Annotated in this window: 11 protein-coding genes; 8 read left to right on the top strand and 3 right to left on the bottom strand. The window is 41.6% G+C overall.

The window, feature by feature from the left end; genetic code table 11:
- Window positions 1-344: 344 nt before the first annotated feature.
- Window positions 345-1184: a fatty acid metabolism transcriptional regulator FadR gene (gene fadR, locus AACV32_RS15535; protein WP_010319711.1), complete on the top strand. Its 840-nt coding sequence runs from the start codon at window positions 345-347 to the stop codon at window positions 1182-1184.
- 52 nt (window positions 1185-1236) lie between these two features.
- Here fadR and AACV32_RS15530 read toward each other — a convergent pair whose 3' ends face one another.
- Both AACV32_RS15530 and AACV32_RS15525 read right to left on the bottom strand, forming a co-directional pair.
- Complete coding sequence (locus AACV32_RS15530; protein ID WP_170895405.1) at window positions 1237-2397, bottom strand: DUF1887 family protein; 1161 nt, start codon at window positions 2395-2397, stop codon at window positions 1237-1239.
- 176 nt (window positions 2398-2573) lie between these two features.
- Window positions 2574-4565, bottom strand: coding sequence for a methyl-accepting chemotaxis protein (locus AACV32_RS15525; RefSeq protein ID WP_026027184.1), 1992 nt, complete (start codon window positions 4563-4565; stop codon window positions 2574-2576).
- A 355-nt stretch (window positions 4566-4920) separates the two neighbouring features.
- Here AACV32_RS15525 and hinT point away from each other — a divergent pair, with 355 nt between their 5' ends.
- The 7 genes from hinT to AACV32_RS15490 all read left to right on the top strand — a co-directional run bounded on the left by hinT (window position 4921) and on the right by AACV32_RS15490 (window position 10904).
- The gene (gene hinT / locus AACV32_RS15520) at window positions 4921-5271 is read left to right on the top strand and encodes a purine nucleoside phosphoramidase (protein ID WP_026027183.1); all 351 of its coding nucleotides are present in this window, start codon (window positions 4921-4923) and stop codon (window positions 5269-5271) included.
- Between the two features lie 67 nt (window positions 5272-5338).
- On the top strand, window positions 5339-6730 hold the full coding sequence (locus tag AACV32_RS15515) for a COG3014 family protein (RefSeq protein WP_170895406.1): 1392 nt from the start codon (window positions 5339-5341) through the stop codon (window positions 6728-6730).
- A complete protein-coding gene (locus tag AACV32_RS15510; RefSeq protein ID WP_013856520.1) occupies window positions 6730-7119 on the top strand; it encodes a YcfL family protein in 390 nt (129 codons plus the stop codon). Before AACV32_RS15515 ends, AACV32_RS15510 begins: the two co-directional genes overlap by 1 nt.
- Window positions 7120-7141: 22 nt before the next feature.
- Window positions 7142-7732 (top strand): penicillin-binding protein activator LpoB, encoded by a 591-nt coding sequence (gene lpoB / locus AACV32_RS15505; RefSeq protein WP_013856521.1) that lies wholly within the window; start codon window positions 7142-7144, stop codon window positions 7730-7732.
- A 34-nt stretch (window positions 7733-7766) separates the two neighbouring features.
- A complete protein-coding gene (locus AACV32_RS15500; RefSeq protein WP_038172104.1) occupies window positions 7767-8618 on the top strand; it encodes a phosphotransferase in 852 nt (283 codons plus the stop codon).
- A 100-nt stretch (window positions 8619-8718) separates the two neighbouring features.
- Window positions 8719-9261 carry an alpha/beta hydrolase YcfP gene (gene ycfP / locus AACV32_RS15495; protein WP_013856523.1) on the top strand — a complete coding sequence of 181 codons (543 nt, stop codon included), beginning with the start codon at window positions 8719-8721 and terminating at the stop codon, window positions 9259-9261.
- 353 nt (window positions 9262-9614) lie between these two features.
- Window positions 9615-10904: an NAD(P)/FAD-dependent oxidoreductase gene (locus AACV32_RS15490; protein WP_026028144.1), complete on the top strand. Its 1290-nt coding sequence runs from the start codon at window positions 9615-9617 to the stop codon at window positions 10902-10904.
- A gap of 113 nt (window positions 10905-11017) precedes the next feature.
- On the opposite strand, the gene AACV32_RS15485 is transcribed toward AACV32_RS15490, so the two are convergent.
- On the bottom strand, window positions 11018-13087 hold the full coding sequence (locus AACV32_RS15485) for a beta-prism lectin domain-containing protein (protein ID WP_017045172.1): 2070 nt from the start codon (window positions 13085-13087) through the stop codon (window positions 11018-11020).
- Between the last annotated feature and the right edge of the window lie 385 nt (window positions 13088-13472).

Here is a 13472-nt window from a genome sequence, read left to right as displayed (position 1 = left end):
GAAAAATTCACGCCGAGCCGTATTTTGAAGTGGAGTTAAGGTAATAGGCATCTAAATGACTAAAAAGAGCGAATTTTGCAAGCTTAAATTGATTATTTTAAGTTTATTAATGTGAGTTATATCTCTTTATTTTTTCTACTCTTATGTGTTCTTCCTTTTGAAGAACTGCTAAAAAATACTATTTCATTGACTCGGTATTGTTCATAAACGAGATGAATAAATTAGAGTTTAAGCTCTATTTTGTTTGTGATAACTTCGCGGATGGTTTGTTTCCGATAACGTTCAACTAGTGGTATGATGAGTCCCATTCGACCCAAATAAATAGAAAACTGGATAAGTACTTAATGGTCATTAAGGCAAAAAGCCCAGCAGGTTTTGCTGAAAAATACATAATTGAGAGCATTTGGAATGGTCGCTTTGCACCGGGTTCTATCTTACCTGCAGAGCGCGAACTTTCAGAATTAATTGGTGTAACACGTACAACGCTTCGAGAAGTATTACAACGCTTAGCCCGTGATGGTTGGTTGACTATACAGCATGGTAAGCCAACAAAAGTAAACCAATTTATGGAAACTTCCGGTTTACACATATTAGATACATTAATGACGCTCGATGCTGAAAATGCCACCAGTATTGTGGAAGACTTACTTGCGGCTCGGACAAATATTAGCCCCATATTTATGCGTTATGCATTTAAAGTGAACAAAGAGCCTGCCGAACGCACTATTACTAATGTTATCGAAAGCTGTGAAGCACTATTAAGTGCTAAATCTTGGGATTCTTTTATGGAGTTATCTCCTTATGCACAGAAAATCCAGCAGCATATTAAAGATGATGGTGAAAAAGACGAATATAAACGTCAGCAAATATTGATTGCGAAAACCTTTAACTTTTACGATTACATGTTATTTCAGCGTTTAGCGTTTCACTCAGGAAACCAAATTTATGGTTTGATTTTTAATGGGCTAAAGAAATTATATGACCGAGTTGGCAGCTATTATTTCTCTAATCCAGAAGCACGCGAGTTAGCCTTGCAGTTTTACCGTGAATTATTAGCAGTATGTGAAAGTGGCAATCGTGAGCAGTTGCCGATTGTGATCCGTCATTACGGTATTGACAGCGCTCACATATGGAATCAAATGAAAACAACGTTACCGACAAATTTTACAGAAGATGATCATTAGAAAATTCGTTTTACTGTAAAAAAAGCCCGTATGAAACGGGCTTTTTTGTAGGTTAGATATCTTCGTTACCACCCGCATCTTTAAACCAAGCGGCTAAATGTAATTTTAAATCTTTCAGTTCATCTGGGCCGATTAAGGCCAACCCTAAATCTTCTGCACGAGTAATGTCATTATGGCGGAGTGGGCGAAAGCTCACGAGCATAGCGCGAGCTTGTAGGCCACCAAGCAAATCACGTAATGATTCTAGCTTATAAAGCGTATCATCGCCGTCATCACGCATACCTTTCGTTTTACATTCAATAATATGCAGTTTGTTATTCACCACTGTAGCGACATCGAGTTCATTTCTGACTTCTCGCTCACCTAATTGACGGTAGACTTGAACATTCAAAGAGCGATCTTGAATGGTTGGCATATCATCTTGGATCTGCCTTATTGTACTGTGCACTAATGTTTCTAACCATTCTCCATTGGAAAATCGGCGCGCATCTTCGTTGGCGAAGGTTAAAATGCCATTTTGATAGGTGGCGATTTGTGCTTCGACCAGATCGGTCAACAGAATATGAAGTTCACGATAGCCTTGTTGTTTTTCTGAAAGTGCAACATCTAGCCGCTGCTCTTTGCGGCACGTCGTCGCTAAATAGTTTAATGTGGCTAAACCAGGACCAAGTTCTAATGCATTACTTGCCCAGCGCTCGCCGAGTTCGTAAAGTTTTTGGTCAAGTTGTGGCGGAATATGATGCTCACTAAATTCACCCCGTGCGCCAAAAATGGTTAAGTAGTCTGAAATGGTAATGTGGTCTTGCACTTGGGTATTATTTTGACCATCGGGATAAAGCCAACACAACTGATCACTGTTCGGTTCGACGACAAAAATAGGCCATTGATAGCTACGGAACACCTCATAAACGGATAATAAACGATGTCTCAAACCACAACTTGCGTTCAGCTTGACTTCGTCGTATCTGGTTTTCAAATCTTCCGCTAAAAACTGAATAGCTTGTTTGATTGCTGAGGTATTGGAACCCGATGGGATTTCAAAAAACTCAGAAGTGATGTCGCGCTGACTCAATACCGAGTGTAAACGTAAATACATTGATTTTTGGTCTTGATCACCGATGAAGACAATGTGCGAACTTACCGTTCGATTATCAAGCAGGGGAGTAACCAAGCGAATAGGGTCTTGGTCGATAATGCCAACATGAACAGCCATAGATCATCCTCATGTTTGGCTTGCAAAGAGTAGGAGGTAGATAATAATGCGCAAGCCGATAGTTATCATATAACGATGTGGCATCAAAAAAACAAGGGCGACTTTAGATTAAAAGCCGCCCTTGAGACATAATTTACATGCAACTTACAAATGGGGTTGGGTTTGTTAACGGTCACTCATAATGTAAAACGATGGACTAATTCATTCTGCTGATTAGCAAGCTGAGTTAGGTTGGCGCTTGCCTGTGCAATTTGAGACATGGCTTGATAGCTACCATCTGCGATTAAATTAATATCCTCGATACTGCGTGCAATGTCACCAGTTGTTTCACTTTGCTCGGCGGCCGCCTGTGTAATATGAGTACTCATCTGACTGATTTCTAGAATTAACGCTTGGATCTCTTCCATTGCGCTATTCGCCGTTGATGCTTGTTCGACAGAAAGTTCCATATCAGTCATGCAGCTTTCAATAACAGTACTGGCAGAAGATGAGCTGGATTGCAAGTTGCTGATCATACTTTCAATTTCAGACGTCGAATCCGTTGTGCGTTTTGCCAAAACACGAACTTCGTCAGCTACGACTGCAAACCCGCGCCCTTGCTCTCCAGCACGAGCAGCTTCAATCGCGGCATTGAGCGCCAATAAGTTAGTTTGTTCTGCAATATTACGAATCACATCCAAGATAGAACCAATTTGGCTGCTCATTTTTTGCAGTTCACCGACAGCATCAACCGATTGATTTAAGCGAGTCTCCAATTGATTAATAGTAGTGATATTGTCACTCATAATTTTACGGCCCGATTCAGAAGCCGATTCAACTTTCTGCACCATCTCTAGCGAACTTTGAGCACTTTGCGCTACTTCTTGTACTGAATGAGCCATTTCTGTCATTGCGGTTGCCACGCTCGCGGTTTGCTCACGTTGGGTGCTGAGCTGTGACTGTGCTTTTGAAGAGGTGGTTTGGTTATGGTTAGCTGTGTTGGTTAAATTTTCAGAAGCATCATTCAACTGCACCAAAATATGGTGCAAATTATCTGCTAGCGAATTGATGTGGCCACTTAAGCGACTAAACTCGTTGTTGTAACGAATTTCAATGCGTTGTGTCATATCTCCTTTTGTCAGCCCTTCTAGCGTTTTGAGTATACGATTTAACGGCTCACGAACACTTTGCGCAATGTGGTAACCAATACCCGTAGCCACTAGCACAACCGCAATACCAATCACGATCGCTTTAATAACTCCTTGCTTATAGACTTCCCCGGCTTCTCGCAGAGAGGCATTTAAACCGTCGGTCGCAGTATCGTTAAAAGAGTCTAAAATCGTCATTGCTTTATCGACCTCGATAGCCAAATTCGCAATGTTTTCATAAAGGGCTGTTTTCGCTAGTAAGTAACTATTGTGTTGATCAAGCACACCACCCTTTTGCCCAATATCTTGAGAGAATTTTTGGACGAGATCGTCAAAGGTTTTTTTCAGTTCAGGTAATTGGGTCGATAAGCCTCGGTAAGCGTAGTTGAGGTGCGTGACCGCTTTTTTATTCATGGTGACGGCCTTGTCAACAAAGGCGACATCCGAACTGGCCAAAGCGTCTGAAGTGATTAATTCCGCATCTTTCAATTTAATGAAATAACTTTTCGCCATGACTTTAACTGAAATACTATTTTGCCCATCGACAAAATCTTTCATTCCTGTGCTTAAATCGGCATGAAGTCTTTGAAATTCACGAGTTGATTTTTGCACTTGAGCTTGCGCCTCAAACATCGCCTGATAATTATTCATGGCTTGTTCTGCTTCTGAAAAGTAGCGGAGTTCCATCTGTTTAAGTTGGCTTATCCGCTCTTCAAGAGAGGGGTTCATTGCACTTGCTTGTTGGAGCTGGTTTAGCACGTCAGCAAAATCTTGTTTTGCTTTAGCAAATTCTGAACGCATCACATTCATGCGATCTTGGTTTTGTGTCGTCAAAAAGTCCTTAAAAGATTTATCGGCAGAAAGCAGTTGAACACTTGTTTTGTTTGACAAAGAAACGAGCGGTAAGGCGGTGGTTGATACACTTTCGAAATTAGAATGAATTTGATTCATTCCTCCCATCATAATGGCGGTCGTTACTGCAAACATGATGATGATCAGTGTGAAACCAGCGTACATTCGCCTAATCACTGAACCCTTCATAATCCTCTCCCTAGAAAAATAGTGTTTTGTTTTAAAAAATAACAAAATAATGAGTATTGTATTGAATGTGAGACGTACATTTTATGACGGGCCTGGCAAAACGCATTTTTTATATTAGTGTTCTGTCATTTATGCTACGCGTACGGTGTTTTTTATTGAGCTTTTGACAGGGTTCACGCATACTCAAATCCAACTACACACCTATTATATTCAGTAGCATTAAGGTCAAATTAGTGTCGGTTCTATCGGTTCTATCGGTTGTCGTGGGCCACTTAGGTATTAGCCTTGAACCACTTATCTCGATCTAATGTACTTTGATGTGACTGCGTAGGCCTATTTACTAGTGGAGTATTTCATGGCTGAAGAAACCATTTTTAGCAAAATTATCCGTAAAGAAATTCCTGCAGATATCCTCTATCAAGATGATTTAGTTACCGCCTTTCGGGACATTAACCCTAGAGCGCCTAGCCATATTCTTATCATTCCCAATGCGTTTATTCCGACGACCAACGATGTTGAACCTGAGCATGAAGCGGCTATGGGACGTATGTTTACAGTGGCAAAAAAAATCGCTCAACAAGAAGGTATTGCACAAGATGGCTATCGCTTGATAGTGAATTGTAACGCTCATGGTGGCCAAGAGGTTTACCACATTCATATGCACTTGGTTGGCGGTCGTCCGTTGGGTCCGCTTTTGATGAGCTAATGCATGGGTCGCTCAGCCACTATTGGGCGCTCGATTGATACGATTAGAGTTAAATATGGAGTATTGAGTGAAGCGTTACGTGCGACATATTACGGTTTTTTTATCGCCTTTTTTTCTCAATGCCTGTGCTAATTTTTCTGCGGGGAACTTGTTTAGTCATTACAGCGCTCAAAATGGCGCTGTCTATCAGTCAGTTAAATCTGGGCAGTATCAAGATGCGGAGAATGAACTTGCGGAATTTGTCGCGGGTGACATTCTAGACAATCTGGAAAAAGGGCGAGTCCATTTTCTTAACCAGAATTATGTAGACAGTAAGCGTAGTTTCGAATTGAGTGATTCTGCGGTTAAAATTCAACAAGATAAGGCATTGATTTCACTAAGTGATACGGCGACAAGTGTCGGTGCGTTGGCTGTGAATGATAACTTGATGGAATACGTTCCTGCGGATTATGAACTTGGTTTTTTACATCTTTATCTCGGTTTGAATTATTTACAACAGAATGATTTGGATGGAGCTCTGGTTGAAGTTCGGCGAGCGAATCAGGTACAAGAGCAAGCAAGGCAGGCTAGAGAAGCGGAACTTGAAAAGGCGCAAAAAGAGCTAAAATCACAAGGTGTGACACCAAACTTAGGCAGCGTACTAGCAAACTACCCTGATGCAGGAAAAGCTTTGCAGGCGGTGCAGAATGGTTACCTTTTTTACCTTTCTGCTTTGCTTTATGAAGCCTCTGGTGATGTTAACAGTGCCTATGTCGACTATCGACGCGCTTTGGCAGTCACTCCCGATAATATTGAGGTTATAGAGGGGACATTACGCGTTGCGAAACGATTAGGGATGAGAGAAGACCTAATCCAATTAGAGAAACGCTACGGGAAATCTCATTCACTGACTGCTTCTCAAGGTCGTGTGCTTATAATAGAAGAGCAGAGTGTGGTGAAAGCCTTAGATAGCTGGCGTCAATCTTTACCCTTGTATGACAGCAGAGGAAATGGTGCATTGTATTCTCTCGCCTTACCTTATTACCCTAATACACCCGTTGAATCATTTTCATCACTGAAGATGAATGACAAAGTACTCACTTCTCATTTTCTGACGGATGTGAATTTAATGGCAAGTCGAAACTTGTCTGAGAAAATGCCCTCTATAGTAATAAGGCAAGTGTTGAGAGTGCTGGCGAAAGATCAATTGCGCAAAGAAGCGGCCAAAGATGACAATGTTGGTAATTTAGTCTTCAACGTTTGGAATCTGCTGACAGAGCAGCCCGATACGCGCAGTTGGCTAACGCTGCCAGGGCTGGTGCAAACGGCCAGTCTGCAAGTCAATGCAGGCGAGCAACAGATAAGGGTGGGAGAGCAAGAATATCAGTTTTCTGTACCGGAAAAAGGCACCACTTTGGTGTGGGTTTCTCGTCAGGGACGTCATTCAACCATCTGGCATAAACAACTAGGAAGATTGTAATGAAAAAGTGGATATTGGGACTGTTAGTCACATTCTCATTGATTGGATGTGCTGAAAATACCGCAGGATTAAGAGTTGATGGCGCTTCGCAAAAAGTGCTATTTGGCGACAATGTATTAGGTAATCGCTTGGTTGTTGAAGACATTGCAACTAACCAAGTGGATGGTCATACGAGGGGACTTGTGCGTTTAGTGAGTCATTACCAAGGTGACCAAATTATCGAGTACCGTTTTTCTTGGTATGACGATGATGGGCTTGAAGTCAATAACAGACAAAGTCCTTGGAAACAAAAGATCATCAGTGGGATGGAGACGGTGTCGTTGTCGGAGATTTCTGTCAATCCAAATGGAAAACAGTTTCGCGTACAGATCCGTGGGTCAAATAATTAAATTGGGAAAGTAAGGAACCAATATGAACAAAAGTATTATCGCATTGCTAGGGCTCGCTGTCATTTTGGGCGGCTGTTCAAATAAAGTCAGCTACGGAGATGCACAATCCGTTGAAACGACGACAGTTGATTTTGGTTCAACAGATTTACAAAAAATCGCGGGGGAAATGGTTGATAGCATGATGATGTCAGGTTCGGTAGCAGCGATTACCCGTGATTCTCGTCCTATCGTGTTTGTTGAGCGAATCAAAAATAAAACCAGTGAGCACATTGATACTGAATCTATCACTGACACCATCAGTACTAAGATGTTGAATTCAGGTAAGTTCCGCTTCGTCGACATGGATCGTGTTGAAGCCGTGCGCGAACAGCTCAATTTCCAAAATAATGATGAGTTGGTCAACCAAAGTACCGCCATTCAGTTTGGCAAAATGGTTGGCGCACAATATATGCTGTATGGCAACTTGTCGAGTATTGTGAAAAACGCAAGCAGTGATAAAGATGTATATTACAAAATGACGATGCGTTTAATGGATCTTCAAAGCGGCCTTATTGAATGGGCAGATGAAACCGAAATTCGTAAACAGCAGTCAAAAAGTTTACTCGGTTTTTAATCACAAAATCGAGTAATTGAGAGAAGAGGTCCTTATGGCGAGAATGTCTTGGCGTGAAGCTTGTCAGCTTGATCGTACCTTAACGTCGCTAGAAGGATTCTTCTCTGCTCCCCCTGATTACGCACAAACGCTGACAGGGGGGTTAACAAACCGATGTTGGAAAATTGTCACGGAGGAACGCAGCTTTGTTTGGCGGCCTAATACGCCGATCACTCAAGCCTTTTCCATTTCGCGTTTTCAAGAATATCAAATTCTCTCTGCTATCGAATCTTCTCACTTAGGCCCCAAGCCACTTTCCATTAATGATCAAGGATTATTGGTTGAATGGATTGATGGCCAATCCCTTACTGGTGGTTTACCTTTCGATTCTCTATTAAAAACACAGATAAAGATCCATAATCTCAGTACAGCACGCATCCCAGTTGCCCCTTTCAGTTTTATCGCTCGGGTTGATCATTATTGGCTACAGCTCAAAGCTGAGTATAAAAGTGAGGACTTGTCGGCTTTATATCAACGTTGGCGCACCGCACCTAACCTTGCTGATGTTGGTCAGACTTTGTGTCACTTTGATTTGGCTGGCTACAATATGGTTAAAACCGATGAAGGTAACCGCGTGATTGATTGGGAATACGCCTCAATTGCCGACCCCCGACTCGACCTGGCTTTAAGCATTGATGTTGCAGAAGAAAAACCATTAGAGGCGGTCTACCGTTATTGTCAATTGCGTGAGATTGTGGGGGTCGATGATTGGGTCGAAGGAGTGGTGGCTTGGCATCCAAGAGCAACAATGATGGCCATGTTATGGTATTTGTTAGCACATCAATTATGGGGTGATGACTATTATCGTCAACAAGCCGAACATCTAAAACGCACATTATGTAGCTAGGATCACTGTTTCGTCGTTTTGTTGCAGTAAATTAAGGTTAAAGTCTTTGAAACCATAATCTTCGTGGTAGATTAAAAACCTCAAGGAGTGGGGAGTTATTATGATTATTTATCTGCACGGTTTTGATTCAACAAGCCCAGGAAACCATGAAAAAGTACTGCAATTGCAATTTATTGACAGCGATGTCCGTTTTATTAACTACAGTACACAGCACCCAAAACACGATATGCAGCATCTTCTAAAAGAAGTGCATAAAGTGATTGAGCTGTCTGATGACCCACATCCGATTATTTGTGGCGTAGGCCTCGGCGGCTTCTGGTCTGAGCGGATTGGATTTTTATGCGGAATTAAGCAAGTGGTGTTTAATCCTAACTTGCATCCGGAGACAAACATGACTGGACGCATCGATCGCCCTGAAGAGTATGAAGATATTGCGACTAAGTGTGTTGAGCAATACAGGGTAAAAAATAAAGGACGCTGTTTAGTGATTTTATCTAAAGAAGATGAAATTCATGACAACAGCAAAACAGCAGCAGAGCTCGAAAACTACTACGATATCATTTGGGATGAAACCCAGAACCATAAGTTCAAGAAAATCTCACAGCATTTGCAAGCGATGAAGGCATTTAAAGAATCAAATTAAGCATCCGTGCATCATAGTTTCGACTGAACGACTCACAATTGTGAGTCGTTTTTTTATGGCCCACCCCCCTATATCTCGTAGTGAAATAGAGGAATTCTTTGGTTGCACCATGAGTTTTGCTCTATATAATGATTAAATTATAAATATTTTGATAAATATCAAAAAAAATTGAGAGCAAGTCTTAAATTTGCCTAATTTGTGTGTAGTTACATGCATTTATCCTAATGAAACGTGCTGCGAAGATAGCTTCATTTGCTGAACAAGATTTATCTGAAGCAAGCGCATTACTGAGAATTCCTTCAGTGTGAGATTTCACGCTGAATCATGTTTATTTCTTTTTGAGGATTATTGTTGTGACACGAATTATCGTAGTCGGTGGTGGCGCGGGTGGTTTAGAGCTCGCGACTAAACTTGGTCGCACTCTTGGCCGTAAAAATCGCGCAGAAATCACATTAGTAGATCGTAAAGCAAGCCACTTATGGAAACCGTTATTGCATGAAGTGGCAACGGGTTCATTAGATGAAGGAGTGGATGCGCTAAGCTATCGCGCTCACGCAAAAAATCATCGTTTTGATTTCCAAATGGGTAGTCTTGCTGATATCGATCGTGAACGCAAAGTGATTGTTCTTAGTGAATTGCAAGATGAGCATGGTGAATTGTTAATGCCAAGTCGTGAGCTTGAATATGACATTTTGGTGTTGGCAATCGGTTCAACGTCTAACGACTTCAATACTCCAGGAGTTCGTGAGCATTGTATCTTCCTTGATAGCCCTGAACAGGCAAATCGTTTTCGTACTGAAATGAATAATGAGTTTCTAAAACTTCATGCGAAAAATGGTAACGGTACAGTTGATATTGCGATTGTTGGCGCAGGTGCAACGGGTGTTGAATTATCTGCAGAGCTACATAATGCAGTAAAAGAGCTGCGGACTTATGGTTTTGGCGATCTTGATTCAAGCAAACTGAATGTCAACCTTGTGGAAGCGGGTGAGCGTATTCTACCCGCTCTTCCACCTCGCATTTCTAGTGCTGCGCATAGCGAATTAACGAAATTAGGTGTCAACGTTCGTACTGCGACTATGGTCACGCGAGCGGATAAGGATGGCCTAACAACTAAAGATGGCGAAAAGATTCCCGCTCAGATCATGGTGTGGGCTGCTGGCATCAAAGCACCGGATTTTATGAAAGAGATTGCTGGTTTGGAAACAAACCGCATTAATCAGTTAGTGGTAAAAAACACCTTACAAACCACAAGAGATGACGATATTTTTGTGATCGGTGATTTAGCACAATGTACACAAGCCGATGGTTCATTTGTGCCACCTCGTGCACAAGCAGCGCACCAAATGGCAAGCCAAGCGTTCAAGAATATTGTTGCTAAGCTTAACGGGCGTGAGCTCAAACCGTATGTTTATAAAGATCACGGTTCGTTGGTTTCATTAAGTCGTTTTTCTACCGTTGGTAGCTTAATGGGTAATTTAACCAAAGGCTCGATGATGGTTGAAGGTCGTATTGCGCGAGTCGTGTACATTTCTTTGTATCGCATGCACCAAATGGCGCTGCACGGTATGTTCAAAACAGGGTTGATGATGTTAGTTGGCCGTATTAATCGTGTGTTGCGTCCAAACTTAAAGCTTCACTAATATTCCCAGCGTACTGGCCATAAAAAAGCCTCGCCTTTGTTAAAAGGCGAGGCTTTTTTTGTCATCCCACCACCACCGCCTTGGGCGATAGTGGTGGTTATATCAAATTCAAGTTATTTAATGGTACTTGAGCGATAAGTGTTATGTGTTAGCCAACTAGGCTGAGCATTGGTTGGTACTGAGCCATCTTGGTTAATGTTTGAGAAATGGAACGAATGTTGGTTCCAAATTCTCGTTGCATTTTCCCATGGTTTATCAGCATCGGCTGATTCATAAACGTAGACGCCGTGGTTGATTGCGCTTTCTTTTGCATAATCATTTGCGACCACAATAAGCGATGCATTGTTGTTGCCTTCGAGATCCGCCACAACAGGATATTCCCACAAGGTGTTCGACGAGTTAGCAATCGTTGCTAATACTGCTCCTGTGCGCCCATCAAGAATACGGACTCTCAGAAGATCTTGTACGATAACTTCATCAATGCCATCACCAGTGAAATCGTAAGCCGAGACACCAATTTTACCGCTGTTATAGTCATCATTTGCTACAGACCAAACTTTGCTACCTTGTGCATTATACATATCAACAGCATGATAACCTGCATAGACAATACCAGTGTTTAGGTAATTATCATTAATGCTTTCCCCAACAACAAACTGAACTGCATTAACGTGTTTTTTGAAGGTAAAGATAGGTTTTGGTTTGCTCCAAACATTTAAGCCTACCAGTTGGGTATTGCTTGGGACTGTGTATCGTTCAGTGGTTGCTTTGCTCTTCATGACAGGAACAGCATAAGGAATCGTTTTAGTTTTCCAAACAGGAGCTAGGTAAGAAACTGTTTTGGTATGCCAGCCAAAGAACCAGTAAGAAACTTGTTTTGTTCTCCACTCCAATCCAAGATATGGAACTTCTTTGGTTCGCCACTCTAATGCTGGGTATTTAAAGGCTGAGTCTTTTGAACCTAACGTTATTTTCGAACCATCATTGAGAGTGAATTCCATCTCGAGTACGCCATATGTCCACCACGTTTTATATTTGCCGTAGGTTACATCGACAGAGCGGACTTTGCTTGCATCAATAGTATGCAGTGAACCGCCTTGACCACCCACCATATTACTTGCTGTTGATCCAATAGCGTCAATCAGATCTCCTGAGCGGATTTTAAGTTGGTTGTCATCTGCTATTTTAACTGGATGGCTGTGATGTAAATGGGTATATCCATAAACAGGGGACTTAGCTATTTCATTGGTAGAGTTAGTTGCTGCATTACCAAGGAAATTAGAGATAGCTTGTACACCACCGCCTGGGTTTTCAAGGTTATTAACCTCCCATTTTACTGAGCCGTCATGCTCTAATACGGCAAAGCTACTATTTTGTGCAGAGCCTTTCGAGGCCGGAACTGATACCACAATTTCTGGTTTATTGTCGCTATCTAAGTTGGCAACGGAAGAAAACCAAACCGTATCATTCGCTTGATATTGCCAAGTAAATGAGCCATCGCTTTTATAAAGAGCGCCGTTTGAAAATACTTCTTGGATACCATCGCCATCCGCATCAAAACTGATCGGTGATGGAGCCCACTCTAAACTAAATAGCAAACCAGTATCGTAATTATAAACACCATCGGCAGAGAGAATATCAATTGAACCATCATTGTTTAAATCAGATAGTGAAATTGCGCCAACCGAGCGCCATCCTGAAGCACTCTTCAGGATTTGTTTTTTTATCTGACCTTCATTATCTAATATATTGATGTAAGGGCTGATTGTGCTCGTTGTCACAATTTCAACTACACCATTACCATCAAGATCTGCAACTGCAGGAGAATAGCGAGCATCGGCTATAATGCCACCATTATCATACGACCAAAGCTCAGAACCATCGATACCACTTAGCGCCCTAACTAATCCACCTTGCGTATATTTATTACCTTCAAAAGTAATAACGATAATATCAGCGATATCATTCTCGTCGATTTTTCCATCACCATTATCATCATTTAACTGAGCAACGATAGGTGCCGCCATCACTTGGTTAGACTCAGGTTTAAATGAACTGCCTTGCCAAGACCATTTTAATTGGGTGTTTATCTCACTAGGGCTTGATGCGATTGCAATGTTACTTGCTGTGATACTGCCTATTGACAGTAGCCCGACCGCACATAACGAAAATTTAGAAGTCATTAGGTAACATCTCTCTCAGTATGTTTGTGTAAATTCCGATTTAAATTGATGTTGTTAACCTGTGCTCTACTTCAACGATAGGTATTACGGTAAATGAGTCGAACATGGCACAACACGAGATGGGGAGATTATCAAGACTTAATAAGAGGGATTCAATCTTACATGGCTCTCATAAATGAGAGGTCTTAAAAATGAAACACTCACTAATGAAATACATTGTCAGTTTAACTTTTAGAAGATCACGTACCCAAACCATTGGAACGGTCTGTAGGAGGGTTGTGTTATTGGTTTTAATAAGAATAGTTAACAACAGAATAGCTCTAACCGGTAAGGATATTAAATCAGTGAGCTAAACTGTATGAGAGATGAATAAAAGAAAAAACGC

The sequence above is a fragment of the Vibrio sp. B7 genome (genome assembly GCF_963888765.1).
Lineage (GTDB): Bacteria > Pseudomonadota > Gammaproteobacteria > Enterobacterales > Vibrionaceae > Vibrio > Vibrio anguillarum.
Note: the sequence above shows the minus strand (reverse complement) of the source record. Positions and strands in the feature narration are given on the sequence as shown.